Origin of the sequence: Butyrivibrio sp. NC3005 (assembly GCF_000424545.1) — a bacterium.
Taxonomy (GTDB): Bacteria; Bacillota; Clostridia; order Lachnospirales; family Lachnospiraceae; genus Butyrivibrio.
This window is the reverse complement of record NZ_AUKC01000031.1, coordinates 20,452-46,700: the sequence shown is the minus strand read 5'-3', so window position 1 is coordinate 46,700 and position 26,249 is coordinate 20,452. Positions and strand designations below refer to the sequence as shown.

Here is a 26,249-nt window from a genome sequence, read left to right as displayed (position 1 = left end):
AAAGCGTGTCTGCGACGAAATATACAAACAGTAAAACGGACTATATAGAAACAATAAAGTATGACTTCATGTTTTTATTATAATAATCATTATTACGACAAACAGGTATATTTCCATATAGTGGAATATACCTGTTTTTCTTTGCAATAATTTAAAGCGTTGAGGTGGTGAATAGTCTCTAAAAAACAAACGCTATTACGACAACAAAGAATAAAAATGCATTATCGAAATTAAAATTACTATTGCACGAAAGAAAAAACATCAAGAAAATACGTAGCGAAATTAATGTGTAACTGTAGCGATTTTATCCAAATGATAAAATTACTCATTTTTACTTGACTTTTTTTGCATTTCCAAACATAATTTTTGTATACATGGATGCACGTAAAAACGTTATACTGAGCAAACGTTCAATATGTACCCATGTTTTACTACAAATTCCTTTGAGTGAGGAAACAGGAGGCGCATTATGAAAAAAAAGTTACTGAGTGCGGCACTTGCCGTCGTATTCACAGCATCAATGCTTGTAGGTTGTAGTAGTTCTAATTCTGGTTCAGGAAAAGGATCTGATAAATTCAAGATTGGTGCAATCGGACCGTTTACAGGTGCTTATGCAGCGTATGGCAATGCAGTTCAATGGGGGGCAAAAATTGCAGTCGACGAGATTAATGCTTCTGGCGGTATTAATGGATATCAGATTGAGTTCAAGGCAGAAGATGACGAAACAGACAATCAGAAATCTGTAAATGCTTACAATACCCTTAAGGATTGGGGAATGCAGTTTCTTGTAGGTTCTACTACTAGTGGATGTTCTATTGCGGTTTCCGAAGAAACACATAACGATAATATGTTCCAGATTACACCATCTGGTTCGGCATCTGACTGTGTAAATTATGATAATGTATTCAGAGTATGTTTCTCAGATCCGGCACAGGGAACAGCATCTGCACAGTACATTGCAGAACACAAGATTGCCAAGAAAGTTGGTATTATCTATGATTCCTCTGACGTATATTCAAATGGAATCGAGCAGACTTTTGAAAAAGAGGCAGCAAATCAGGGATTGGAAGTAGTATCAAAGGAAGCTTTTACAGCTGATTCCAAGACTGATTTTACAGTACAGCTTCAGAAAGCTAAAGACGGCGGCGCTGAACTTGTTTTCTTGCCAATTTATTATTCAGAGGCAGCATTAATATTACAGCAGGCAAATACAATGGGATTTGCTCCTAAGTTTTTTGGATGTGATGGAATGGACGGCATTCTGGGCGTTGAGAAATTTGATAAAAAGTTAGCTGAAGGACTTATGCTCCTTACTCCATTTTCAGCTGATGCAGAAGATGACCTTACAAAGAAGTTCGTAGAAACTTTCAAGAAGGAACATGATATTGTACCAAATCAGTTTGCAGCAGATGCATATGATGCGGTATATGCAATAAAGGCAGCAGCAGAGAAAGCTTCACTTACACCTGATATGAGCGTTTCAGATATTTGTGATAAGACTAAAGAAGCTATGACACAGATAACAGTTGATGGAGTTACATCTCCACAGATGACATGGTCTGCTAAGGGCGAACCTACAAAGCAGCCAAAGGCAGTTGTTATAAAGAATGGTGCATATGCACTTATGGAAGATAAATAATCTTTTTAAGACTGGCATCATTTATCTGCATAAAGGGAAGAAGTGCAACTTGCCGCACCTCTTCCCTTTATAAATTTTTTTATACAAAAAGAAAAATGTTACTTAATTATCTGAAAGGGGTCTGATGAGTATGAATTTTTTGACCTATTTAATAAGCGGCATAAGCCTTGGAAGTATTTATGCAATTATTGCACTTGGATATACCATGGTCTATGGAATAGCTAAAATGCTTAATTTCGCACATGGTGATTTCATAATGGTAGGCTGCTATGTGGTATTTACTATAATGGGAATGTTTAACGGTTCTGCTGTGGGGAAAATTGCAGGAGTATTCGTGGCAATAATTGTATGTACACTGGTTGGTGTCATTACAGAAAAAATAGCATACAAGCCACTTCGTGGAGCATCATCACCTCTGGCAGTATTAATTACAGCAATAGGAGTCAGCTATTTGCTTGAAAATGCAGCTCTTCTTATATTTGGTTCTGATCCAAAGTCTTTCACATCAGTAGTTCCATGGGAAGGCGTTGCAGTAAAAGGATTAAAGATACAGGGTGTTACTATTGTCACAATAGTAGTAAGTGTAATCGTTCTTGTCGTACTACAGCTCTTTGTCCACAAGACAAGAGAAGGGCAGGCAATGCTATGCGTAGCGCAGGATAAGGGAGCAGCAATGCTGATGGGAATAAATGTTAACAAGACAATTACTATCACATTTGCGATAGGTTCAGCACTTGCAGCTATAGCAGGTGCATTACAGTGTAGCGCATATCCGGCACTTACACCATATACAGGAGCAATGCCTGGTATCAAGGCCTTTGTTGCAGCAGTACTTGGAGGAATCGGATCTATTCCCGGAGCAATGATAGGTGGAATAGTATTAGGAGTAATAGAAATACTTAGTCGAAGTTATATATCTTCACAGTTAGCAGATGCTATTGTATTCGGAGTCCTGATTATAGTACTTCTCGTAAAGCCAACTGGTATTTTAGGAAAAAATATTCAGGAGAAAGTATAAAACAAATATTAAAGACAGAAGAGAATAAGAAAAGGAAGGCTTTGATATGAAGGATGAGAATAAAAAAAGTAAGATGCTTTCGATAGTTAAAGAGAAAAAAGCTTCTGATATTTCAACATATATAATAGTGGCAACCGCATGGGCTGTATTTGAAATTCTTATTGCCAATGGTATGATTTCAAGTCACATGAAAGGACTTCTTGTGCCAATGGTATATTACGCAATAGCGGCGGTAGGTCTTAATCTTTGCGTAGGAATTTTGGGAGAACTTTCTATAGGACACGCAGGATTTATGTGTGTAGGAGCATTCACAAGCGTAATGTTTTCTAATATTTTTGCAGAGACATTTCCGGCACCTGTAAGATTTTTCCTTGCTATGATGTGCGGAATAGCATTTGCTGCGCTTTTTGGATTTCTGATTGGAATACCTGTTTTGAGATTAAATGGTGATTATCTTGCAATTGTAACACTTGCTTTTGGAGAAATAATCAAAAATGTAATAAATGCTCTTTATCTTGGATATGACAAAGAAGGAGTACATGCTTCTTTGTCAGCACCGGTTGTGCTGGATGCAGAGACTGGAAAGATGCTTATAAATGGACCGCTTGGAGTTACAGGAACACCAAGAGATGCAAATTTTTCAGTAAGCATAGTGGTTCTTTTGATATCTCTTTTTATAGTTCAAAACCTTATGAAATCCAGAGATGGAAGAGCAATAATGGCTATAAGAGATAATAGGATAGCAGCTGAGTCAATCGGGATAAATGTTACCAAATTCAAAATCTATGCATTTACGATTTCTGCAGCAATCGCAGGTGCTGCTGGAGTATTGTTCGGACACAGCATATCCACTCTGCAGTCCACAAGCGGAAATTTTGGATATAACATATCAATTCTGATACTGGTATATGTAGTACTCGGAGGAATTGGTAACATTAAGGGAAGTATTATTGCGGCAGCAGTTTTGTATCTTCTTCCTGAACTTTTGAGAGGACTCTCAAGCTACAGAATGCTTATTTACTCAATAGTATTAATTGTAATGATGCTATTTAACTGGGCACCTTCAGTAAGAGATTTCAGAAGCAGTATGTGGATGAAAATTCGTCGTAGAAAGGAAAATTGATTATGGCACTTTTGGAAGTAAATCATCTTAGTATTTCCTTTGGCGGTTTAAGAGCAGTTGATGATTTGAGCTTTTCTATAGAAAAAGGAGAACTCTACGGACTCATCGGGCCAAACGGAGCAGGTAAGACTACTGTATTCAATCTTTTAACAGGAGTATACAGCCCAACAGAAGGAATTATAAAACTCGGAGATACCGATATTACAGGTAAAAAAACAATAGATATTAATAAAGAAGGAATAGCAAGAACATTCCAGAACATTCGTTTATTTGGAAAGATGTCAGTAATAGATAATGTTAAAGTGGCACTGAATAACAGCAGTGAATTCTATTACGGAAGTCTTCATGGAATACTGCATACACCAAAGTATCACAGAATAGAAAAAGCGCTCGAGAAGCGTGCGCTTGAACTTCTCGAAGTGTTCGATTTAGACAAGGAAAGAGATGTTCTTGCAAGCAATCTTCCTTATGGAAAACAGAGAAAATTAGAGATTGCAAGGGCTATGGCAACAGAACCCAAACTGCTTTTGCTAGATGAGCCGGCAGCAGGAATGAATCCGAATGAAACTGCAGAACTAATGAATACTATTTCACTTATACGCAGTAAATTTGGAATGACAATACTTCTTATCGAGCATGATATGAAGCTTGTAAGTGGAATATGCGAACGACTTACTGTTTTGAATTTTGGAAAAGTTCTAAAACAAGGCGAGACTAAAACTGTATTGAATGATCCTGAAGTAATTAAGGCATATATTGGCGAGTGAGGAAAAAGTATGGCATTATTGGAAATAAAAGATCTGACTGTAAGCTACGGAATGATAGCTGCATTAAAGGGGATATCTTTTGAGGTAGAAAAGGGAGAAATAGTGGCATTAATCGGAGCTAACGGAGCAGGAAAAACGACAACACTCCACACAATTTCCGGACTTTTGAAGCCTAAAAGCGGTCAGATATTATACAAAGGAAACGATATTAGTAAAGTTCCGGGACATAAAATCGTACAAATGGGTATGGCACATGTTCCAGAGGGAAGACGAGTATTTCCTGATATGACAGTAGCACAGAATTTGTCTATGGGAGCGTATACTAGGCGAAATAAAAAAGAAATAGCTGATAATCTTGCAAATGTATATGAACAGTTTCCAAGATTGTGCGAAAGACAGAACCAGCTGGCCGGAACACTATCAGGTGGTGAACAGCAGATGCTGGCTATGGGAAGAGCACTTATGTCACAGCCGGAAATCATACTGATGGATGAGCCTTCTATGGGACTTTCACCGCTTCTTGTTAATGAAATTTTTTCCATAATAGAAAAAGTTCATCAAAATGGTGTAACAGTGCTTCTAGTAGAGCAAAATGCAAAAAAAGCACTTTCTATTGCAGACAGAGCCTATGTTCTCGAAACAGGTAATGTTATAATGGAAGGGAAGGCTAGTGATCTTCTTAATGATGAGAAAATCCATAAAGCTTATTTGGGAGAATAGGTTAAAGGTAAGCTGTTTTTGGTGAATAGGCAAGTTTTCTCATTTTCTTGAAAATATAACCATTATAAGTAATTGCACAATAGTAATAAGTGACATTCTAAAGAAAGCTGGTGATTTGTATGAAGAGAAATATTGTTATTGCCATCGCACGTCAATATGGAAGCGGAGGCAGAACAGTTGGGGAAATGCTGGCAGATGAACTTGGAATAAACTACTATGACAACGGATTAGTCAAACTCGCATCTGAACTTAGTGGGATAAGCGAGACTATGTTCGTAAAGGCGGATGAGAATATCTTAAATGGCAAACATCTATTAGATAAAGTCAAATGGAAGAAGAATATCTACAAAGGAGGGATTATCCCACCAGATAGTGATAACTTTACTTCGATGAAGAACCTCTTTAATTATCAAGCGGAGGTTATCAAACAGCTTGCAGAAAAGGAAAGTTGCGTAATAGTCGGAAGATGTGCGGATTTTGTACTTAAAGATTATGAAAATGCAATAAGTGTATTTGTTCATGCAGACCATGATTTCCTTATGGAACAAGCCGCAAAAAAGCAAGCCGTAAGAGGAGAAGAACTGGCAAAGACTATCGAGAAAATCGACAAGTATCGCTCCGATTATTATGAATACTATACAGGAAAAAAATGGACAGATGCCCTTAATTATGATTTATGCCTTGATTCCGGAAAGCTGGGTTTTAAAAAATGTGTGGAAGCCATAAAGGCATATATGAAAGTTCGCTATGGAAATGATATATTAGATTAGTATAAAAACACTAAACTCCTGACAAAGATTAGATTCCTTGTCAGGAGTTTGTTTTTTTATGATAGTTTACGACCGAGAAAAATGATAATACATGATCCAACTACAGAAGCTACCAGATAGCCAAAACCTTTGTAAGTATGGAAACCTAAAAAATTAAATACAGCAGTTCCGACTACTCCACCAATAACTCCCAGAACAATGTTTCGAAAAAGTGAGCCCTCTGACTCCATAATTCGTCCTGCAATCCAACCCGCCAGGGCGCCGATTATAAGGCTGGTGATAACACCTGAAGAAAACAGCATACCAATCGTCCTCCTAAAAACTTTAATTTAGTAAAGGATATCATATAATACTTGAGGCGTCAAAAAACAAGTTATGACTATATGTCACTTTCATTCAGAAACTCGCATTTACTGCGAATTTCGTGAGAAAATGATTTAAGCAGCATAAAGGTTATAGGTTGAAGCCAAAGTATCTTACAGCGTTATTATATGAGATATCTTCTACGATACCACCAATATAATCATAATCTTCCGGAAGTTCGCCGTTTTCAATCCACTGTCCCAAAAGTCCGCAAAGAATACGTCTGAAATATTCGTGTCTAGCATAAGAAATGAAACTTCTAGAATCAGTCAGCATTCCGATGAAATTGCCAAGAAGACCAAGATTTGCAAGATCAGTGAGCTGATTAGTGATACCTGTTTTGTGGTCATTGAACCACCATGCACTACCAAGTTGAATCTTTCCTCTTGCTTCGTCATTCTGGAAACATCCGATAATAGTGCCAAGAGCGGAATTATCATTTGGATTTAATGAATAAAGAATAGTCTTTGGAAGTTCATCTGTTTCGGCAAGACTGTTAAGAAAATTGGAAATTGCAGCAGTAGAACACTGGTCGCCAATGCAGTCAAAACCTGTATCAGGTCCGATTTTAGCGAACATAGAAGTATTATTGTCACGTTTACATCCAAAATGAAGCTGCATAACCCAGTTTCTCTTGTGATATTCTTTTGCAAGTTCCTTTAAAAGCATGTATTTGTAACCATCAATTTCAGCTTGAGTAAGCTTTTCTCCAGCAAGTCTCTTGGCAAAAATCTTTTCTGTTTCTTCTATATTAACAGGTGCATATGGAACATAATCAAGACCATGATCCGAAACATTTGCACCATGCTTTTCGAAGAAATCAAGTCGGATAGAAAGAGCTTTGACAATATCAGCAAAAGAGCGGATATCTACACCAGATACTTTTCCAAGTTTGTCTAAGTATTCGATGAAGTCTACCTTCTCGATATTAGTAGCTTTGTCAGGACGCCATGCAGGAAGAACCTGAACATCAAAACTATCATCAGCCGCAATCTTTTCATGCCACTCAAGGGAATCAGCAGGGTCATCAGTAGTACAGATAAGAGTTACATTAGAATCTTTAATAAGTTGTCTGCAAGAAGTATTCTTGAGTTTTTCATTACAAAGATCCCATACTTCTTTGCAAGTTTTGGAATTTAAAACACCTTCATAACCAAAATATCTCTGAAGTTCTAAGTGACTCCAATGATAGAGAGGGTTGCCTATAGCTTTTTCCAAAGTCTTAGCCCACATCTCGAATTTCTCATAATCAGAAGCATCACCTGTAATATATTTCTCACTTACACCATTAGAGCGCATCTGTCTCCATTTGTAGTGATCGCCGCCAAGCCATAATTGAGTGATATTGTCAAACTTCTTATTAGTCGCAATCTCCATAGGACTGATATGACAATGATAGTCCAGAATAGGCATGTTCTCAGCATAATTGTGATAAAGTGTCTTTGCAGCATCAGTAGTAAGCAGAAAGTCTTTATCTAGAAATTTCATACGTAATCCTCCCTTGTATTAACACTAGAAAATAAGTAAAATAGTCTATGTAAGCACTTACATATAAATATAGTAGAAGAAAAATAAAAAATCAAGCTTAAAAATATCGAGGTGATCATATGGCAGTTACAATTTATGATATAGCAAGACTATCAGGGGTATCAATTGCGACTATTTCCAGAGTGGTGAATGGAAATCCAAATGTAAGTGATAAGACAAGAGAAAGAGTTCTTTCTATAATGAAAGAATATGACTATACGCCAAATCCATTTGCGAGGAGTTTGCAGTTTAATTCTATGAAGATGGTGGGAATATCCTGCTCTGATATATCAGATGATTATATGGCTAATATGGTTTCTATTATAGAAAAAAGACTTCATGAATACGGATATGATTATATGCTGTTTTGCAGTGGCTATGATTTGAATTCCAGAGAACATGCTGTGAACTTGCTGTTAAAGAAAAAAATGGATGCACTGATACTTATAGGTTCACAATTTCTGGGAAACGGACAGGAAGAAGAAGTAAGTTATCTTCATAAAGTTGCCAAAAATGTACCTATTTTCATAATAAATGGAGCTTTGGAAGACCCTAATATATATAGCGTAATTGCGGATGATTATAAGTCTATGTATGATGCTGCAAAAAAGCTTATTGAATCAGGAAGGAGAAAAATACTTTTTTTATACGATTCTGATTCGGTAAGTTCTATGCAGAAAATGGGTGGTTATGAAAAGGCTTTGAAAGAAGCTGGAATTCCCATCGATGGGAATTTAAAGATTAAGATAACATGTAAAGTCCATGAAGAAAGAGATTTGCTTCTTTTAAGAAAGGACTTGGAATTTGATGCTGTTCTTACAACAACTGATAAACTGGCTATAGGAGTTATAAAATATGCCAAGGCAAAAAAACTTGATATACCTAAGGATATCAGTGTTGTAGGATATAACAATTCATATCTGTCAGAGTATATAGAACCTGAATTAACATCCGTAGATCCTTCTGCAAAAAAAATGGCCAAAACAGTAGTTGATAATATAATGAAACTTTTGAAAGGTGATGAAATTGAGCATAGAATTACTGTAGAGGGAAATCTTATAAAACGATGTACGACTGATTTTTGATTGTTTGTAATATTTCATGAGCAGAACTGTTTATAAACGTTGGTTCTTAGATGCTGTCTTTTAGCATCTTATGAACCATTACGTTTATAATCAAGCGAAAGCGCGTCTGCGACGAAATATACAAACATCAAAACGGAACACAAAAAACAAAAAATCTATACTTTTTGCGTCATCCTATAATCTTTTTCACTGTTTCAGCTATTTTTTCATCTTTGCAATCTCTAAAGAAATACTCTTTAAAGTGCTCTCCCATGAAAGAACCTTTGACAAGTTCATGGTCGAGTTTATTTAGTATTTCAGATAAATCCTGATTGATGGTGACTTTTCTTACTTCATCTAATATTTTCTTGTTTTTTTGTTCTGGTTCTCTTCGCTCTTTGGGATATCCGCCACCAAATGGTTCTGACCAGAGTTTCTCGAAGATGTATTTAAGATTTAAATCTCCGCCCCAGCCAAATCCAAGTGCAAAGGGTATAGAAATAGCATTTCCATCGTTTATTTGTGCAAATGTATATGCATCCAGAGGGGTTTCTATATGACCACATATAACTCCAGGAAAGGAGTTAAGTGCAAGCATAGCACCTTCTCCGGTTCCACATCCGGTTACCACAAAGTCTGCGGCGCCGCTGTTAAGAAGGGTTGCAGCTAGTATGCCGTTTTGGACATAAGTAAGCTGGCATTTATCTTCCGAAGAATACATTCCATAATTTACAACTTCATAGCCTTTATTGTCAGCGATTTCTTTTAGTGCGTCAAAGATACAGGAGTTTTTTCCTGCCTGTGAGTTTTCATTTATAAGTGCTATTTTCATGTTCATTCCTCCAGAGGTTCTTCACTCAAAACAGATTCATCAAGGTTACTTGGGTCTTGACCAATATATGCGGATATTCCACCGTCAATATATATCACCTGGCCATTGATAAAATCAGATGCTGGTGAGGCCAAAAATACAGCAAGTCCCTGCAAATCTTTTGGAGTTCCCCAACGTCTTGCTGGGGTTTTCGAACGAATGAATCTATCAAAAGGATTCATTGAACCGTCTTCACCTTTTTGTCGAAGAGGCGCTGTTTGAGGAGTGGCAATATAGCCGGGGCCTATTGCATTACATTGAATGTTATAAGCTCCATATTCTGAGCAAATATTTCTAGTGAGCATTTTTAGACCGCCTTTTGCTGCGGCGTAAGCAGATACTGTTTCTCTTCCGAATTCTGACATCATCGAGCAGGCATTTATAATTTTGCCTCCGCCCTTTTTGATCATATCCGGAATAACAGCTTTAGAACAGATGAAAGGACCAGTAAGATCAACATTAATAACTGCATTCCAATCATCAAGAGACATTTCTACCATTGGAATTCTCTTGATGATTCCTGCATTGTTGACAAGAATATCAATCGAACCGATGTTTTCTCTGACGTTACTTACAAAAGAAGCGACATCTTTTTCATTAGTGACATCACATACGCTTCCATAGGCTTTGATACCGAGTTTTTCATATTCGGCAAGACCTTTGTCTACAAGCTCTTTGGTAATGTCGTTGAATACGATTGTTGCACCCGCCTCTGCGAAGGCTTTTGCATAGGATAATCCCAGTCCATAAGAAGCACCGGTAATCCACGCAACTTTTCCTGTTAACGCAAACTTATCCAATACGTTTCCCATAACCCTATACCTCCATATATTAAAATGTAACCCACTTACTATTGTAGGCTAACCCAAAAGGAGATTCAACATATAATGGTAAAAGCCTAGCCGATATGCTAAAATTGAGTTAAAATTTACAACAAACAGAAGGCTTTTTTGGAATTATTTCATAGTTTTCTTAATGGAGGAATATATGTGGCTTTATTTTTTGCTGACAGCAGTGACTTTGTTTTTGGCATTTAATGTCAGAGAAGATCATATCGCCAAGGCAAATTCTGATGATAGATTTGTTTTTACATTTACAGGTATTACTAGAAGAGATGCGATGAATATAGTGAGCATGGTGAGTATTTTCATCATGCTTTTTGCTGTATCTGCTCTAAGGCTAAATGTTGGAAATGACTATGCAAAATATGTCAATTTCATGCATTTGGCATATGTGGATGCTTATGTACCTACAGAGATAGGATTTAATCTTTTGGCAAAGATTGTTTACTCTTTGTGCGGATTTGAAAACTATCTGCTAGTATTTGCTTTTTTTTCATTTTTCACAATGTTATTTTTTTTGTGGGCAATGAAAGAGTTAAGTGATGCATTTAGATGGACGTTTATGATGTTCATGCTTTTAAGCTACTATTTTCAATCATTATCTACAGTAAGGTACTATTTGGCATTATCTATAGCGCTTTTTTCTATAAGATATATAAGAAAAAAAGACTATGTCAGATTTGTAGTTGCAATTTTGCTGGGCTCGTTATTTCATAAGTCGGTTTTAGTAACACTTATTATATATCCCCTTTGTATTATTAAATGGAAGAGGTGGATGGGAATAGCAGCAGGTAGTATTGCTTTGACTTTTGTTTTCTGCAAAGAATTTTATCTAAAACTACTTCTATTGGTATATCCTTCCTACAAGGGAACTGAATATCTGGCAGGAGGTACCAGTATTGTAAGTATTGTAAGGATACTTGCAATTGGAGCTCTTGTTTATTTGTTCTATAAAGATGCAATCAAGGAAAATGTGATGAATATTTTTTATGTAAAGTGCAATTTTCTTGCGTTGCTATTATATGTTTTTTGCTCTTTTTTGCCTGTTATATCGAGAATTGGATACTATCTGACAATAACACAGATTTTGCTTGTTCCATCTATTTTGGTACACATTAAGAGTACAGGAAAAAGGCATACAGCTAAAATTGCAGTTTTTTTGGTTCTTGTATTGTTTTTTTTAATCTTTATGTTTAGAAGTGCAGCCAAAGACGGTGTTAGAATATTGCCATATGAAACTTTTATGTTTCACGATATGGTTCCTTTGGAATATCAAGTAACAGACTGATGTAAATATTTTTATCTGTACAGAAAAGAGATGTATGTAACTAGCGGAGGAAATAATGGTTCCATTTTTTTATATAATTGTTGTTTGTTTTAATGCTGGAGATAAGCTTATACAGACTATCGAGAGTGTGAAGAAACAAAGCTTTAAGTCATATGAAATAATCGTTAAAGATGGCGGTTCTGCGGATGATTCTATAGATAGGCTTTGCAGAGAATATAATGTAGACAAAAAGAGTGGTCTGTCGAAGGATGGTTCTATTAGGCTTGTCACAGGTAAAGACAGTGGAATATATGATGCTATGAATGTTGCCTGTGATACTATTCTTGGAACATATTCCTATAACAGGAAAGATAAAAGCAGTATAGGTCCATTTGTATACTTTCTTAACTGCGGCGATTATTTTGTGGATGAAAATGTTTTGCAAAAAGTTCATGATCATATAAATAAAGCTGGAAGCATGATTTTTCTAGGAGAGAATGTTGATGGAGGCAAAGAAACATCAGTATTTCACAAGAATATTTTCTATGGAAATATTTTTGAGAGAAAAACGTCTCAGGTCGTATATTCAAATCCTGTTATAAATGATTTTACCTGCTACCGCAATGTTCCATGTCATCAGGCATGCTTTTACGATATTGAGCTTATGTTGCTGGAGCATTTTGATACTACATGGCAAGTCAGAGCAGACTATGAGCATTTTCTTAGATGTTTTTATTTTGATAATGCAAGAATGCATTTTATGCCTGTAACTGTTGCAGATTATGAGGGCGGTGGCTTTTCTGAAACCAAAGAAAATCGCAAGGTTTCAGAGAGGGAGAGAAGAGAGATAATATCAAGGTATATGCCAAAGAAAAAAGTTATTCTCTTTGATATCTTTAGAATAGTAACACTTGCACCACTTAGAACTGTTATAGCAGGTAATCCTCAAACAGCTAAGATTTATAATGGTATCAAAACAGGCATTTATAAATGTTTTGTCAGAAAATAATGGAAGAGTGAATAAATGAGAGTATTGTGGCTTTGTAATATTATGCTGCCAGCTTATGCAAGGCATATTAATGCAGCGTATTCTAATCGTGAAGGTTGGCTTTCTGGATGTTATGACAGATTGAAAATAGAGAATGAAAAATCTTCAAATAAGATTGAACTTGGAGTATGTTTCCCTGATAGTGGGGATTTTGATTGTATAAAAGATGTATTCGAAAACGTGAATTTTTATAGTTTTCATGAAGACCTTAATCATCCGGAAGTATATGATGCAAATATTGAAACTGAATTAAAAAATATAGTAGATGATTTTAAACCTGATGTTATACATATTTTTGGAACAGAGTTTCCTCATTGTCTTGCTATGGTGAGGATTTGTGATGATAAGAATAAAATCCTTATAGGTATGCAGGGAGTATGCAAAGAAATTGCAGATGAATATATGGCTCATTTACCAGGCCGGGTACAGAACAAAGTTACTTTTAGAGATTTTTTGAAGAAAGACTCTGTCTTAGATCAGCAGAAGAAGTTTTTGATGAGAGCAGAGAATGAAAAAAAGGCGCTGGAAGCTATAAAGCATGTGACAGGCAGGACAAAATTTGATTATGAAGCCGTTAAGAAGATAAATCCTTCTATTGTTTATTATTCTATGAATGAAACTATGAGGAATGATTTTTATAATGATGAATGGGATAGTAATAAAACAAGACCACATTCTATATTTGTGGCTCAGGGAGACTATCCTATTAAGGGACTTCATTTTGTACTGGATGCATTAAAAGAGCTTACAAAAAGGTATGAAGATGCGCATTTATATATTGCAGGCAACAGTATCATAGGAAGTATTTCTTGTGATGAAATAACAAAAAGAGCTAATGATGCTGGGACTGCAAAGAATTCTTTAAAGAGGTTTGTTCCTACATTTTTTAAAGAAACAGCTTATGGAAGATATCTTAGATGCAAAATAAAAAAAGAACATCTAGAAAATCATGTGACATGCCTTGGAAGACTGTCGGCTAATCAGATGAAAGAAGAGTATCTAGGAAGCAGTGTATTTGTATGTGCATCCTATGTGGAGAATTCGCCTAATAGTCTTGGCGAAGCCATGCTTTTGGGAATGCCTATTGTAGTAAGTAATGCTGGCGGTATCCCTAGTATGGTGGATGATAAAGTTGAAGCGCTTGTAACACCAAAAGGGGACTATGTATCTCTTTTCAAGGCTGTTTCAAATATATGGGATAATGAACAGGAAGCTGTAATGAGGGGAAAGGCAGCTAGAAAAAGGGCACTTACAGTACATGATGCCGAGAAGAATTTTAAGAGACTAATGGAGATTTACAATGATATATTCGGAGAAGGACAAGATGCGCGCAGTTGATTATTTCTTCAAAGAAAAGATAAAAATATTCGGAATTACCTTTCAAATTATTGATATTTTGTTCCTGATATCTATTCTGATGCTGGGTATACTTGCAAGAGTATGCTTATTTGATGTGGTATCAGGAGATTATTACACAGCTTTTGCGGATTGGATGAAAGAAATCCGAAATGCTCATGCCATGCATCTTCCGTATATTGGTGTAGAGGCAGGAGGAGTTGACCATATATCAACTTGTGACTACAACTGTTTGTATCAGTATATTATTATCTTTCTGAATTTGTTTAATAACGGCGGAGCAAATGACATGTATTTAATTAAATCCATGTCGATATTCTTTGATGTAATGAGTGCTATTGTGGCATTTCGAATCATTTTGGAAATGTCTAGAAATGTAAAAAAAGCCTCATTGATGTTTGCTGTTATTTTATTCATTCCGACTATGATACTTAATAGCGCGGCATGGGCGCAGAATGATTCCATGTACACTACATTTTTGATGTTATCTTTCCTATATCTTTTGAAAAGAAAAGACATGAGGGTGTGGATATTTTTTGCGATTAGCTATTGCGTGAAGCAGCAGGCAATTTTCTTTTTGCCAGTACTTATTATAGCCTGGCTCAAGAATAGATTGAAGATTCGCTACATTTTCTTTATACCGTTAGTATATGTGATGGTAATAATACCTGCTGCCATTGCCGGAGCATTCGTGCCTTCTTCTGTAACAGTACCTGTCGCAAGTCTTGTAGATACAGGAAATGTAGTCTGGACAGAAAGCTTCATACCTGTTGATGGCATGATAACTTTAAATCCTACCGGCAAAACTTTTTTTAGCCTTCTTGGAATATACAAAAATCAGGTGGCTATGTTCTCAAGATTGTCCATGAACTATCCGAATATTTATACTATTATTCAGACTGGTCTTGAGAAAGCAGACAGACAGATTATTATAAGTGCAGGTGAAGTAGTGACCGTTATGCTTATGGGAATGCTTGCATATTATATATATGTGAAAAAAGTAAAGCTTGATGGAATGTTTTTAGTGACACTTGCGTTTTTTTCTTCATCGCTTATTGTGTACACTCTTCCATGCATGCATGAGCGATATGGATTTGTGGCAGAGATTTTTGCATTTATTTATGGAATGTTTGGCTTTAAGCGAATGTGTCTTGCAATAATGCTTCAAGGTATTACGCTTGTAACCTATACAAGATATTTGTGGGGCGCAAGTTCCTCGCTCACAACAGCTAATCTTGTCGTTTTTGCGTTTATTATGATGGGGATAATAATGCTCATAGGTTATGACTTATATAATCAGATTAATTCGCCAAGAAACGCTACTGAAAATTCCAAAAATCAGTGACAAAATTTTACGGACTACTTAAAAACAATAAAGTCATCATATTTAAAGATATATAAGGAAATTGGAAAATGAATGAAACTACAACATATCCGATTATATCGGTTATCATTCCGGCATATAATATAGAGAAACTTCTGCCGCGCTGCGTTGACAGTGTACTTGCCCAGACTTATCCAAAGGACAGGCTTGAAATACTCATAGTAGATGATGGTTCAAGTGATAATACTGGAAAGATTGCAGATGATTATGCAAAAAGGTATTCAAATATTGTATCTCTTCATGAAGAAAATGCTGGTTCATCTGCTGCCAGAAACTATGCATTGTCGAAAGTAAGGGGAGAGTACATAGGCTTTGTGGACAGTGATGACTATATCGAGCCTGATATGTATGAGAATCTTATGATTGGCATTTTGAACAACAATGTTAAGATGGCACAGATTGGCAGAGATGAAATTGCAGAAGATGGGACAAAGCTTCCTTGCGTAGTACCGCTTCCAAGGTGGGAAACAATATATTCTCCAAAGGGATTTATGAAACTTCTTCTTCTTCATGAAGGAGACAGTTCTTTTTGTACTAAACTGACTCACAGATCTTTTTTTGAAAAAAAAGAATTTCCTGTGGGCAAGCTTAATGAAGATTTTGATTTGTTATATCACCTGCTTCCGGAAATTGGCGAAATTGTCTTTGTGAATAAGATAGGATACCATGTTTTCTACAGAACAGGCAGTAATTCAAGAAAAAAGGTAGAGGAAAAAGATTATTTTCCACCTGTTTTTACAGATATAGTAGTCAATTCGGATGAGTGTTATGAATTTGTAAATAAAAATTTTCCACAACTTGAGAGATATGCAATTAGATTTTGCCTAGTACAAAGGCTTGATTATCTGCTTCATATCCCGATTTCTAAAATGACTAAAGATAATAAGTTTTACCAAAATGTATGTGTGTTTGTTAGGAAACACAAAAAAGATGCATTGAATAGTCCGTTTCTTGGAAAAAGGCAGAAGCTTTATTTGTGGCTTTTTGCCGGAAATCCGCGTTTGATTCGACAGGTTCATGCTAAGCTGCGAGGGATAAAATGATGCGAGTTTTTTTGAAAAAAAAGTCGGCAGTATATTGGGTGATTTTATTATTACAGATAGTTGTATGTATTTATTTTGGTTTTTTGAAGAAGGGATTCCACGAAGATGAATTCTATTCATATTTTTCTAGTAATCGAACAGCAGGATTATTCGTAGTGGATAGAGATTTTGTGGATTCATCAGCTATTCGAAGTGAATTTGTAGTTAATAAAGGTGAAAGTTTTAGGTATGGACTTGTAAAACTTGTTCAGTCATGGGATGTTCACCCACCATTTTATTATGATATTCTTCACACAGCATGTTCTGTCTGTGTGGGACGATTCTCTAAATGGATAGGAATAGGAATAAATTTAATAGCTTTTGTTTTGGCATGGTTCGTGCTGTACTTAATATTGAAGGAACTGGAATTTTCTATAGGCTTTAGGATGATGATTCTGACAGTCTGGGGATTTCATCCGATGACTATTTCATTTGTGATGTTTTGCAGAATGTACATGTATCTTACATTCTTTGTACATTTGTGTGCATATCTTCATATAAGACTTATCAAAGTTTTATGGAATAATATTTCTTTTGGTAACAAAAAAGAAAACAGATTAAAGCAATATATCCATCATATAGTTCCTATAATAGTCTGTTCCTTTTTTGGATTTTTGACTCATTATTATTACATTATATTCTTTTTCTATATTGCATTAATGACTTGTTTGTACTGGATTTTCCATGCATTCAGAAGAAACAGCTATGATAACAGGATTATAAAACAGTCAGTATGCGGCATTCTTGTTTATGGAGCAAGTTGTATACTTAGCCTTTTGCTGGGAGTTGTTGCATTTCCTTCGTCTGTTGCTCAGATTTTCCATGGGTACAGAGGGAAGGGAGCAATTAATGAATTTGTTTCGGCGCAGAATACTCTAAGCCGTTTGAGATTCTTTGGAGGTCTTCTCAACAGGAATGTATTCGGAGGAGCATTTTATCTTATTGTTATATTCATTATTGCCGGAAATATTTATTTTGCAGCAAAGAAAAAGAAGACATTCATATCAGGAAAAGGTCTCATGAAAACTCTCATAAGGTCTAAGGTTAGGGTTTTAAAGCTGATTATATTTGTATCTGCTATACTGTATTTTTTAACTGTAGCCAAAACAGCGCTTTTACTGGGAGATAGCTCTAATCGTTATGAATATCCTGTTTATGGACTTGTTATCATGATGGTCATGAATTATTTCCTTAATCTATTGATAAGATTTTCTGACAGTTTCATGATTCATAGAAGAAAGACATCAAGATTTTGTTTGGCTTTTTGTGTTATCTTCATTGTATTTGACTTTTGGGCGGATTTTAAAGGGGATATGGTTTTGTTCCTGTATCCTAAGAATGCAGAATCGATGAGCCTTGCAAGAGAGCATGCAGAAAGTGAAGGCTTTGCTGTTGTGTTGTATAACAGTGAATCTTCTGATAAAATATGGTGGCTAAGTGATAAGCTTATGGAATATCCTAGAATTTATATGATAAATGAAGATAATAGCATGGATATTACTGAAGAACTTATCCAAAATGCTGATAATATGATTGTCTATGCGGCAGATGGAGATAATAAAGATGAAAGGCTTAGTCAGCTTCTTGGTACCGCTTGTAAATTAAGCAGCATAGTTGAATTAGATAGTAGAGATAACTGGACTACATATAGCTTTGAAAAATAGAAAAGACAAGAACAATGAAAGATAGAATATACGTGTGCCACACTTTTTATCATGCATATGTGGCGATTTTAAAAGAACTTGAGATTAGAAAGACCAGGAAAGATACGGGGGCAGCACTTGTTCTTTCTACAATGTCCAATGATTTTGGAAATCTTAAAGAAAGAGTTGTAAGAAGTGGTTTATTCGAGGATGTTTTTACATTTGAGGAGAAGGATTACACTTATTTTCCGGAACTTGTGGAACTGAAAAAAGACAGAGGAAATATTGTATTTAATAGCCTTCAGAGAATAAAATTTTGCAAGAAGCTTGGTAAGTTACAGGAAAAGTATATTCCTGTTGATTTTAGAAGCTACAAGGATATTTATGTTTTCTGCGATTCTGATCCTATTGGATACTATCTTTTTTATAAGAAGATAAAATATCATGCAGTAGAAGATGGTCTTAACTGTATAAGGTATAGAGATACTGCAAGAGAAGATAATGCAGGGCACTTTGGCTTCAAGAGCTTTTTGGCTCAAATTGGCATTTTGTTTATTCAGAACGGTTACAGTAAATATTGTATTGATATGGAAGTTAACGATATTTCGGTACTTGACAATCCTATTGACAAGATGGTTGAAAAATCCAGGGAAGAACTTGTTAGTGCATTAGATGATGAGGGTAAGAAGTTACTGTGTGACATATTTATAGAAAACCGCAGGCAGTTAAGTAGTGTACTGGATAAGGCTAGTGAATCAGGGCTTAATACTGTGCTTGTTTTATCAGAACCATTGTGCAAGGATTTAACTGTGAGAAAAAAACTCTTTTCCGATTTGATAGATAAATACGGTGTGATAGATGGCAAAAAGGCGAAAGTTTTTATTAAGCCTCATCCTAGGGATGCTCTTGACTATAAAAAAGAGTTCAAGGATGAAATCGTTATGGATTCACATTTTCCTATGGAAATTTTGAATTTCCTTGGGGCTACTTTTGACAGAGTTGTGACTGTGTATACGGTTCCGTCTTCTATTCACTGTGCGAAAGAAAAAATCTATCTTGGAAATGAATGGATGGATCATTACGAAGATCCAAAACTTCATGCCCATGTTAAAAACAGTAAAAGCTTTGTGACTAAGGAAGGAAAATAAAATGCCAAAAATTGCAATTATTACAGCAAGAGGTGGAAGTAAGCGTATTCCTAGAAAGAATATAAAAGAGTTTTGCGGAAAACCTATCCTTGCTTATTCTATAACCGCGGCACTTGAAAGCGGTGTTTTTGATGAAGTTATGGTGTCTACTGATGACGAAGAAATAAAAGAGATTGCGCTAAGGTATGGGGCAAGTGTTCCTTTTTTAAGAAGTGAGAAAACTTCTAATGACTTTGCTACAACAAGTGATGTTCTTTTGGAAGTGTTAGATAACTATGCAAAGCTTGGTAAAAACTTTGATATTGGATGCTGCATTTATCCTACAGCTCCTTTTGTAACAGGAGAAAAACTAAAAAAGGCAATGGAACTAATGGAGGATAACGACGCAGACACTATCATTCCGGTAGTCCCTTTTTCTTATCCTCCTCAAAGATCACTTGTTATTAGAGACGAGCGCCTTGTATTTCAGGAGCCTAAGTATTTAAATTCTCGTTCACAGGATTTGGAAAAAGAATATCATGACTGCGGACAGTTCTATATTTTTAATATAGAAGCATATAAGAAGACAGGAAATCTTATGATGGGTAATATAAAACCCTTTATTGTAGATGAGATGGAAGTTCAGGATATTGATAATCTGACTGACTGGAAGATTGCTGAACTAAAATATAAGGTTATGCTGGAAAAGGGAGCAGATACTGATGAACAGAGAAATTGAAATTGCAGGACATAAAATTGGCGCCGGTCATAAGACTTTTATGGTTGCTGAGATGAGTGCCAATCACAATATGGATTTTAACAGAGCGCTTGAAATTCTTCATGCAGCTAAAGAACAAGGAGCTGATGCAGTAAAGATTCAGACTTATACAGCAAGTACCATTACACTGGATTCAAATCTTCCCTGGTTTAGAATAAATCAGGGCACTATATGGGACGGAGATACGCTTTATTCTTTATATGAAAAAGCCTATACACCATGGGAGTGGCATGCTGACCTTTTTGAAGAGGCTAAAAAGCTTGGAATTGTAATGTTTTCAACTCCATTTGATTTTTCGTCTGTAGATTTTCTGGAAGAGTTAGATGTACCATGCTACAAGATTGCTTCTTTTGAGATAAATGATATTCCTCTTATAAGAAAAGTTGCAAAACTTGGAAAGCCTATGATTTTGGCAACAGGTATAGCCAGAAAGAGTGATATTGATCTTGCGGTTAAGACTATAAAAGAAGAGAATAACGATCAGATAGTACTCTTAAAATGCACTTCTGCATATCCGGCTCCTTATGAAACTATGAATATTTCCATGATTCCTGAACTTGCAAGAGAGTATGACTGTATAAGCGGTTTGTCAGATCATTCACTTGGATGTGAGGTTGCAGTTGCATCTATTGCACTTGGAGCAAGCGTTATAGAGAAGCATCTTACATTAAGAAGGTCAGATGGCGGCGAGGATTCAGCATTCTCAATGGAGCCTGAAGAGTTTGGCAGAATGGTCAAAGATATAAGAAATGTTGAGAAGGCACTTGGAAGAGTATCATATGACTTATCAGATCAAGTTGCACGTCAGAGAGCATTCTCGAGGTCTTTGTTTGTGGCCAAAGATATTAAGAAGGGAGAAGCTTTTACTAGTGAAAATTTAAGGTCGGTAAGACCAGGATATGGACTTCATACAAAGTATTATGAAGAAATTCTGGGAAAGACTGCTTCTATGGATATTTCCAAAGGCTATCCTATGGAATGGAAATATGTAAGCGGAATGGAAGACAATGTTACAAACGACAATCCTGCTAGTTATGATAAAGCTTGATTAGTAAACTACAAACGTCAAAATGGATGTTGAAAATATGAATAGAATTAGATTTGTTCGTGCTGACGGAAATGATAAGATTGGACTTGGGCATATCTATCGTACAATGGCGATTGCATCTTCTATGTGGGATAAGGACAATATAATATTCCTCTTAGCGGATGACAGGGCTTTGAAACTTGTCAAAGAAAAGGGGTTTAAGGCAATCGTTCTTGGAACTTCCTACGACCAGATGGAGGAAGAGACAGATATTCTTTTTGATAAAGTAAAAGATTATCTTGCAGGCAAGACAGATATTCTGGTTGATAGTTATTTTGTCACTGATTCTTATCTGGAAAAGCTTAGAGAATATTTTATAGTTACATATATTGATGACTTTGGAAAAAAAGCTTTTCCAGTCGATGTTCTTATCAATTACAGTATCTATGCAGAAGATATAGGTTATGAGAAATTGTATGAAGGTTCAAGTACAAAGCTTTGTCTTGGTATTTCTTATTCTCCTGTAAGAGATGAGTTTAAAAATAGTTCTTGTATCAGGTTAAAAGATAAGGTAACAGATATCATGGTTACTACAGGAGGCGGAGATCAGCTTGGTTTTGAGCTTAAGTTCCTTGAGTATCTTCTTTCTTGTAAAGAACTATTAGACAAAGATTATGTGTTCCATCTTATTGTAGGTCCTGTCAGCAAAGATGCAGACAAGATAAAAGAATTTTTAGCTTCTTGCAAAGAACTTGAAAATAAAATAGTGGTTCATGAAAATGTGAAGAATATGGCTGCTGTTATGGAGAATATGGATGCCTGTATTGCAGCATCAGGGAGCACTTTATATGAGCTGTGCAGATTAGGGATTCCTACTATTTGTTTTGTCGTTGCAGATAATCAGATGCAGAACGTAATGGCATTTGAGCGTAAAGCTTTTATGATAAATGCCGGGAATTTTAATCAGGATGAAATAAAAGTTTTTGATAATATTAGAAAAGGACTTTTGAGTTTAGAAGATATAAAAGTCAGAAAGACAAGCACAGATAAGATGAAATCACTGTTTGAAGGGGAAAACTCTGGTGGGAGATTTAAAGCTCTTATTGCGTTTTTACTTACAGTAGTAATATCATTTTTTGCTATTTTATCTCTAGTGGTATATGTAGATCCTTTTTTTCATTATCACAAACCACTTGAAGGATTTCCTTATATTGTAGATAATCAGTTATCTCAAAATCCGGGAATGGCACAAAATTTTATTTATGACAGTGCGATTATAGGTTCATCGATGACCGTTAATTTTCATACAAGTGATTTTGGACAAATTTTGGGCAAAAATACGATAAAGCTTAGCTATAGCGGAGCTTTGCCAAGAGATGATTATAATATTTTATCATTTATATATCGAAAGGATTCTTTTTCCAGAAAACATAATGATGTTAGTGCAATCTATATGGCACTTGATCCTATGGTTATGACAGCAGATGTTGATAGTACCAAGTATGAACTTCCAGAATATCTGTATGATGATAATATTTTCAATGATGTAAAATATGTGTTTAACAGGGATGTTTTATTTGAATATATTTTAAAGCCTGTCATTCAAAGAAAGCCAACTGATTTGTCAACTGTCTATGCGAGCTGGTGGACTCCTGAATATTATAATGAACAGTGGGTACTTCATAACTTTACACCTAGTAGTAAAGTTGAAGAAGAAACAAAGAAAGATGAATATATTGAAAGAACTAGGAAAAATCTTGATATAAACATTATTCCTTTCATTAAAGAGCATAAGGAGACTGAGTTTACTATCTTTCTCCCGCCTTATAGCATGTTGTACTGGTACAATGTGATGGAAGAAAACCATCTCGAGGCTACGTTTAATCAAATTGAATTTATGTGTGATACGCTGATGAAATATGATAATGTTAAGATTTTCTATTTCCAGAATGAAGAACAGTTTGTAACAGATATCAATAACTATGCAGACACTATACATTACAAACCTGAAATCAATACGTGGATGGTTAAATGTTTTGCAGATAATACCCATTTACTCCAAAAAGGCGATATCAAAAAAGAGCTTTCAAAGATGAGAAAGATAATAAAAGATTACGATTTCGATGCTCTTTTTAGTCGCAGGCAGGGTTGACGGAAGGATTTTTTAAAATGCTATTTAATTCATATGGTTTTGTTTTTGCATTCCTGCTGATTTTTTTAGCCGGATTTTACGGACTAAGACTAATATATGATAGGACAAGGCTTTGTTTTCTCGAAAGAGTGGCAAGGCTTTATCTTGTCGCATCATCACTTATATTTTTTGCTTTTTTCGGACTTGAATATCTAGGAGTATTCCTCGTAAGTATTTTGTGTAATTTAGTCTTTATTTTTTTGCAGAAAAAAATATCCAAAAATAGGGCAAAATTGTTAAAAATACTTTTTGTATTTTCAATAATATTCAATGTTTTCTATCTTGGATTTTTTAAGTATGCGCGCTTTTTTGCAGAAATTTTTGCAGGTATTTCTGATACAAAAAAAGAAAATATTGTAGTGCTTCCGCTAGCAATAAGCTTCTATACCTTCAGTCAGATTTCGATGCAGGCTGATCTTTATCGTGGTAAAATAGATTGTTCTGATTATTTGGAATATTTGACTTATATTACTTTTTTTCCTAAGCTTTTGCAGGGACCTATTATGAGGTTTGGGGATTTTAAGAGTCAGACAACAAATCTTTTAGGAAAAAGTATTAGCGTAGAAAAAATTGAAAGTGCGCTTAGTCTGTTCGTGCTTGGTCTTGCAAAGAAGAGTCTTCTAGCAGATACACTTGCAGCTGTTACTAATTTTGGGTATAGTCAGCCTGATACGCTTTCAAGTACTGAGGCTCTTGTGGTTATCTTTATTTATCCTTTACAGCTGTATTTTGATTTCAGCGGATATTGTGATATGGCTATGGCTATTGGACGGATGGTGGGAATTGAGCTTCCAAATAATTTCAATTCGCCTTTTAAGTCAAGAAATATAGATGAACTCTGGAAGAGATGGCACATGACATTAACATCGTTTTTCACAGAATATGTATATATTCCTTTGGGAGGCGGAAGAAAGGGAGAGTTTCGAACTTACGTAAACTTCATAATTATATTCCTCGTTTCAGGTTTTTGGCACGGTGCAGGTCTTGGTTTTATCTTGTGGGGAGCACTTCACGCTCTTGCCTATGTACTTACAAGATTTTGTATAAAAAGAAGAATTGTTGAGGACTCTATGGATGATAGGATAAGAGCTAAGACTGGAATAAGCGGGAAGAATCGCTATAAAAGGCTTATGAACAAGCCTTTTGGTATTTTCTTTAATTATCTGTTTGTAGCTTTTACATTTAGTCTTGTTGGTGCGGGTAGTATTGGAACTGCTATTAGCCTTTTTAGAAGGGTTTTTGGAAATTTTGTGGTAGGCTTTAGCAAAAACTTTCTCGAACTTTTTATGCTGGATGAACTCTGGTATATTATTAAGATGACGTCTTTTGCAAATGGAAAATATTCTATGACCATATGCATGTGGATTATTATTGCTATTTCTTTTGCAATTTGTTTATTTGCCAAAAATGCATATGAAATCGCAGAAAAGAAATTGACAGTAAAAAGAGCAGTTTTGTTTGGATTATTATTTGTTTGGAGTGTTCTGGCCTTTTCGGAGGTTAGCACTTATATTTATATGGGTTTCTGATTATGGAAAAAGAAGAAAAGTATAGTTTAAAACTATCAATTATTGTGCCTGTTTTTAATATGGCAGACAATGATAAACTTAAGTGGTGTCTGGATTCTTTGGTGAATCAGTCAATATCTTATTCATATGAGATTATTGCAGTTGATGACTGTTCTACAGATGACTCACCGCTTATTTTGAAAAAATATGCAGATAAATATGCAGATCGTTTTGTAGCTCTTTTTTCCAAAAAGAATCATCATCAGGGAGGGGCCAAGAACATTGGTCTGGCCTTTGCAAAGGGTGAGTGGATAAGTTTTATCGATGCGGATGATTGGGTTACTCCGGATTATTATGATACGATGATAAAAAAAGCGGAAGAGACCGGTGCTGATATGGTAGGCTGTGATTATCAGATGACCATGCATCATAATCTTGAACCAGGGAAATACGTTAAGAACAATTTCGAAACACAATCAGGTATCCTTGATAAAGATAAATATAAGCTTCTTATCCTTGATCCGGGAAGTCTTGCGGTTAAGATCTTTAGAAGAGAGATTATTCTTGATGGCTACGAAAAGTGTACGCAGTCTAAGATGGATCGTTTTGATGAACTTGCAAGAATAAAGGTATTTCCTGAGGATATTTTCTATGAAGATAATGCTGTAGTAAATACCTGGATGCTTAGAAGCAGGCACTTTGAGTACATTCCAAAGGCTAACTATTATTATTATCAGCACACAGATTCGACTGTTCATACTATTTCCTCCAAGAATATGCAGGACAGAATGACAGCCGGAAGAATCATTTTAGATGAAGCAAGAAGATGGAAGTATCTTGAAGAGTATTATCCTGAAATAGAGTACAAATATACAGTCCTTTTCTATATCAATACTCTGTTTTCTGTAATGCCAAAGGAAAGCAGATTCCCTGACTGTTACAGATTTACCAAGGCACTTGGAAGGGAGATGAAGGAAACTTTTCCGGATTTTCAGGAAAATCCCTATTATCAGGAAAGAACAAATCCTGAAGAGAAAAAGCTTATTGCTATGCAGATGAAATCACACGCATTGTTCTATTTATACTATAGAGCATTATGGACTTATAGAAATTGGAAGAAAAAAAGGAAATAAC

The 26,249-nt window shown here is 35.6% G+C and carries 23 protein-coding genes; 19 read left to right on the top strand and 4 right to left on the bottom strand.

Going from position 1 to position 26,249, the window contains the following annotated elements; genetic code table 11:
• Nucleotides 1–469 precede the first annotated feature (469 nt).
• The 6 genes from G634_RS0109525 to G634_RS0109500 all read left to right on the top strand — a co-directional run bounded on the left by G634_RS0109525 (nucleotide 470) and on the right by G634_RS0109500 (nucleotide 6,037).
• On the top strand, nucleotides 470–1,639 hold the full coding sequence (locus G634_RS0109525; protein ID WP_026505103.1) for an ABC transporter substrate-binding protein: 1,170 nt from the start codon (nucleotides 470–472) through the stop codon (nucleotides 1,637–1,639).
• 130 nt (nucleotides 1,640–1,769) lie between these two features.
• The gene (locus G634_RS0109520; protein WP_026505102.1) at nucleotides 1,770–2,657 is read left to right on the top strand and encodes a branched-chain amino acid ABC transporter permease; all 888 of its coding nucleotides are present in this window, start codon (nucleotides 1,770–1,772) and stop codon (nucleotides 2,655–2,657) included.
• A gap of 46 nt (nucleotides 2,658–2,703) precedes the next feature.
• Nucleotides 2,704–3,780 carry a branched-chain amino acid ABC transporter permease gene (locus tag G634_RS0109515; protein WP_051233803.1) on the top strand — a complete coding sequence of 359 codons (1,077 nt, stop codon included), beginning with the start codon at nucleotides 2,704–2,706 and terminating at the stop codon, nucleotides 3,778–3,780.
• Nucleotides 3,781–3,782: 2 nt separating this feature from the next.
• The gene (locus G634_RS0109510; protein WP_026505100.1) at nucleotides 3,783–4,547 is read left to right on the top strand and encodes an ABC transporter ATP-binding protein; all 765 of its coding nucleotides are present in this window, start codon (nucleotides 3,783–3,785) and stop codon (nucleotides 4,545–4,547) included.
• 9 nt (nucleotides 4,548–4,556) lie between these two features.
• Nucleotides 4,557–5,267, top strand: a complete 711-nt coding sequence (locus G634_RS0109505) for an ABC transporter ATP-binding protein (RefSeq protein ID WP_026505099.1) — start codon at nucleotides 4,557–4,559, stop codon at nucleotides 5,265–5,267.
• 119 nt (nucleotides 5,268–5,386) lie between these two features.
• Nucleotides 5,387–6,037, top strand: a complete 651-nt coding sequence (locus G634_RS0109500; RefSeq protein ID WP_026505098.1) for a cytidylate kinase-like family protein — start codon at nucleotides 5,387–5,389, stop codon at nucleotides 6,035–6,037.
• A 56-nt stretch (nucleotides 6,038–6,093) separates the two neighbouring features.
• Here G634_RS0109500 and G634_RS0109495 read toward each other — a convergent pair whose 3' ends face one another.
• Nucleotides 6,094–6,339 (bottom strand): GlsB/YeaQ/YmgE family stress response membrane protein, encoded by a 246-nt coding sequence (locus G634_RS0109495; protein ID WP_035799540.1) that lies wholly within the window; start codon nucleotides 6,337–6,339, stop codon nucleotides 6,094–6,096.
• A gap of 151 nt (nucleotides 6,340–6,490) precedes the next feature.
• Nucleotides 6,491–7,888, bottom strand: a complete 1,398-nt coding sequence (gene uxaC / locus G634_RS0109490; protein WP_026505096.1) for a glucuronate isomerase — start codon at nucleotides 7,886–7,888, stop codon at nucleotides 6,491–6,493.
• A gap of 119 nt (nucleotides 7,889–8,007) precedes the next feature.
• Between uxaC and G634_RS0109485 the strand changes: the two genes are divergently transcribed.
• Nucleotides 8,008–9,012 carry a LacI family DNA-binding transcriptional regulator gene (locus G634_RS0109485; RefSeq protein WP_026505095.1) on the top strand — a complete coding sequence of 335 codons (1,005 nt, stop codon included), beginning with the start codon at nucleotides 8,008–8,010 and terminating at the stop codon, nucleotides 9,010–9,012.
• A gap of 169 nt (nucleotides 9,013–9,181) precedes the next feature.
• Here G634_RS0109485 and G634_RS0109480 read toward each other — a convergent pair whose 3' ends face one another.
• The gene (locus G634_RS0109480; RefSeq protein ID WP_026505094.1) at nucleotides 9,182–9,823 is read right to left on the bottom strand and encodes an RpiB/LacA/LacB family sugar-phosphate isomerase; all 642 of its coding nucleotides are present in this window, start codon (nucleotides 9,821–9,823) and stop codon (nucleotides 9,182–9,184) included.
• A gap of 2 nt (nucleotides 9,824–9,825) precedes the next feature.
• Nucleotides 9,826–10,674 carry a gluconate 5-dehydrogenase gene (locus G634_RS18685; RefSeq protein WP_035799538.1) on the bottom strand — a complete coding sequence of 283 codons (849 nt, stop codon included), beginning with the start codon at nucleotides 10,672–10,674 and terminating at the stop codon, nucleotides 9,826–9,828.
• 175 nt (nucleotides 10,675–10,849) lie between these two features.
• Here G634_RS18685 and G634_RS0109470 point away from each other — a divergent pair, with 175 nt between their 5' ends.
• The 12 genes from G634_RS0109470 (at nucleotide 10,850) to G634_RS0109415 (ending at nucleotide 26,248) form a co-directional block, all read left to right on the top strand.
• The gene (locus G634_RS0109470) at nucleotides 10,850–11,992 is read left to right on the top strand and encodes an EpsG family protein (RefSeq protein ID WP_026505093.1); all 1,143 of its coding nucleotides are present in this window, start codon (nucleotides 10,850–10,852) and stop codon (nucleotides 11,990–11,992) included.
• Between the two features lie 55 nt (nucleotides 11,993–12,047).
• Nucleotides 12,048–12,980, top strand: coding sequence for a glycosyltransferase (locus tag G634_RS0109465; protein ID WP_026505092.1), 933 nt, complete (start codon nucleotides 12,048–12,050; stop codon nucleotides 12,978–12,980).
• 15 nt (nucleotides 12,981–12,995) lie between these two features.
• Nucleotides 12,996–14,357, top strand: coding sequence for a glycosyltransferase family 4 protein (locus G634_RS0109460; RefSeq protein ID WP_026505091.1), 1,362 nt, complete (start codon nucleotides 12,996–12,998; stop codon nucleotides 14,355–14,357).
• Nucleotides 14,320–15,720: a hypothetical protein gene (locus G634_RS0109455; RefSeq protein ID WP_026505090.1), complete on the top strand. Its 1,401-nt coding sequence runs from the start codon at nucleotides 14,320–14,322 to the stop codon at nucleotides 15,718–15,720. Before G634_RS0109460 ends, G634_RS0109455 begins: the two co-directional genes overlap by 38 nt.
• Nucleotides 15,721–15,788: 68 nt before the next feature.
• The gene (locus G634_RS0109450; protein WP_026505089.1) at nucleotides 15,789–16,802 is read left to right on the top strand and encodes a glycosyltransferase; all 1,014 of its coding nucleotides are present in this window, start codon (nucleotides 15,789–15,791) and stop codon (nucleotides 16,800–16,802) included.
• Nucleotides 16,799–18,505: a hypothetical protein gene (locus G634_RS0109445; protein WP_026505088.1), complete on the top strand. Its 1,707-nt coding sequence runs from the start codon at nucleotides 16,799–16,801 to the stop codon at nucleotides 18,503–18,505. The genes G634_RS0109450 and G634_RS0109445 overlap by 4 nt, the downstream gene beginning before the upstream one ends.
• Nucleotides 18,506–18,519: 14 nt before the next feature.
• Complete coding sequence (locus tag G634_RS18680) at nucleotides 18,520–19,632, top strand: glycosyltransferase family 52 (RefSeq protein ID WP_051233802.1); 1,113 nt, start codon at nucleotides 18,520–18,522, stop codon at nucleotides 19,630–19,632.
• Nucleotide 19,633: 1 nt separating this feature from the next.
• Entirely contained in the window at nucleotides 19,634–20,350 is a 717-nt protein-coding gene (pseF, locus tag G634_RS0109435; protein ID WP_026505087.1) for a pseudaminic acid cytidylyltransferase, read from the top strand.
• A complete protein-coding gene (gene pseI, locus G634_RS18675) occupies nucleotides 20,334–21,437 on the top strand; it encodes a pseudaminic acid synthase (protein ID WP_051233801.1) in 1,104 nt (367 codons plus the stop codon). The genes pseF and pseI overlap by 17 nt, the downstream gene beginning before the upstream one ends.
• A 37-nt stretch (nucleotides 21,438–21,474) precedes the next feature.
• Nucleotides 21,475–23,568 (top strand): UDP-2,4-diacetamido-2,4,6-trideoxy-beta-L-altropyranose hydrolase, encoded by a 2,094-nt coding sequence (gene pseG, locus G634_RS20330; RefSeq protein ID WP_196805332.1) that lies wholly within the window; start codon nucleotides 21,475–21,477, stop codon nucleotides 23,566–23,568.
• Nucleotides 23,569–23,585: 17 nt separating this feature from the next.
• On the top strand, nucleotides 23,586–25,136 hold the full coding sequence (locus tag G634_RS0109420) for an MBOAT family O-acyltransferase (protein ID WP_026505086.1): 1,551 nt from the start codon (nucleotides 23,586–23,588) through the stop codon (nucleotides 25,134–25,136).
• Between the two features lie 2 nt (nucleotides 25,137–25,138).
• Complete coding sequence (locus G634_RS0109415; protein ID WP_035799537.1) at nucleotides 25,139–26,248, top strand: glycosyltransferase family 2 protein; 1,110 nt, start codon at nucleotides 25,139–25,141, stop codon at nucleotides 26,246–26,248.
• Nucleotide 26,249 lies beyond the last annotated feature (1 nt).

Excerpts from the sequence above, each read along its gene's own strand:
- G634_RS0109525 (WP_026505103.1), top strand. The coding sequence starts at position 470 with ATGAAAAAAAAGTTACTGAGTGCGGCACTTGCCGTCGTATTCACAGCA.
- G634_RS0109520 (WP_026505102.1), top strand. The coding sequence starts at position 1,770 with ATGAATTTTTTGACCTATTTAATAAGCGGCATAAGCCTTGGAAGTATT.
- G634_RS0109515 (WP_051233803.1), top strand. The coding sequence starts at position 2,704 with ATGAAGGATGAGAATAAAAAAAGTAAGATGCTTTCGATAGTTAAAGAG.
- G634_RS0109510 (WP_026505100.1), top strand. The coding sequence starts at position 3,783 with ATGGCACTTTTGGAAGTAAATCATCTTAGTATTTCCTTTGGCGGTTTA.
- G634_RS0109505 (WP_026505099.1), top strand. The coding sequence starts at position 4,557 with ATGGCATTATTGGAAATAAAAGATCTGACTGTAAGCTACGGAATGATA.
- G634_RS0109500 (WP_026505098.1), top strand. The coding sequence starts at position 5,387 with ATGAAGAGAAATATTGTTATTGCCATCGCACGTCAATATGGAAGCGGA.
- G634_RS0109495 (WP_035799540.1), bottom strand. The coding sequence starts at position 6,339 with ATGCTGTTTTCTTCAGGTGTTATCACCAGCCTTATAATCGGCGCCCTG.
- uxaC (WP_026505096.1), bottom strand. The coding sequence starts at position 7,888 with ATGAAATTTCTAGATAAAGACTTTCTGCTTACTACTGATGCTGCAAAG.
- G634_RS0109485 (WP_026505095.1), top strand. The coding sequence starts at position 8,008 with ATGGCAGTTACAATTTATGATATAGCAAGACTATCAGGGGTATCAATT.
- G634_RS0109480 (WP_026505094.1), bottom strand. The coding sequence starts at position 9,823 with ATGAAAATAGCACTTATAAATGAAAACTCACAGGCAGGAAAAAACTCC.
- G634_RS18685 (WP_035799538.1), bottom strand. The coding sequence starts at position 10,674 with ATGGGAAACGTATTGGATAAGTTTGCGTTAACAGGAAAAGTTGCGTGG.
- G634_RS0109470 (WP_026505093.1), top strand. The coding sequence starts at position 10,850 with ATGTGGCTTTATTTTTTGCTGACAGCAGTGACTTTGTTTTTGGCATTT.
- G634_RS0109465 (WP_026505092.1), top strand. The coding sequence starts at position 12,048 with ATGGTTCCATTTTTTTATATAATTGTTGTTTGTTTTAATGCTGGAGAT.
- G634_RS0109460 (WP_026505091.1), top strand. The coding sequence starts at position 12,996 with ATGAGAGTATTGTGGCTTTGTAATATTATGCTGCCAGCTTATGCAAGG.
- G634_RS0109455 (WP_026505090.1), top strand. The coding sequence starts at position 14,320 with ATGATATATTCGGAGAAGGACAAGATGCGCGCAGTTGATTATTTCTTC.
- G634_RS0109450 (WP_026505089.1), top strand. The coding sequence starts at position 15,789 with ATGAATGAAACTACAACATATCCGATTATATCGGTTATCATTCCGGCA.
- G634_RS0109445 (WP_026505088.1), top strand. The coding sequence starts at position 16,799 with ATGATGCGAGTTTTTTTGAAAAAAAAGTCGGCAGTATATTGGGTGATT.
- G634_RS18680 (WP_051233802.1), top strand. The coding sequence starts at position 18,520 with ATGAAAGATAGAATATACGTGTGCCACACTTTTTATCATGCATATGTG.
- pseF (WP_026505087.1), top strand. The coding sequence starts at position 19,634 with ATGCCAAAAATTGCAATTATTACAGCAAGAGGTGGAAGTAAGCGTATT.
- pseI (WP_051233801.1), top strand. The coding sequence starts at position 20,334 with ATGAACAGAGAAATTGAAATTGCAGGACATAAAATTGGCGCCGGTCAT.
- pseG (WP_196805332.1), top strand. The coding sequence starts at position 21,475 with ATGAATAGAATTAGATTTGTTCGTGCTGACGGAAATGATAAGATTGGA.
- G634_RS0109420 (WP_026505086.1), top strand. The coding sequence starts at position 23,586 with ATGCTATTTAATTCATATGGTTTTGTTTTTGCATTCCTGCTGATTTTT.
- G634_RS0109415 (WP_035799537.1), top strand. The coding sequence starts at position 25,139 with ATGGAAAAAGAAGAAAAGTATAGTTTAAAACTATCAATTATTGTGCCT.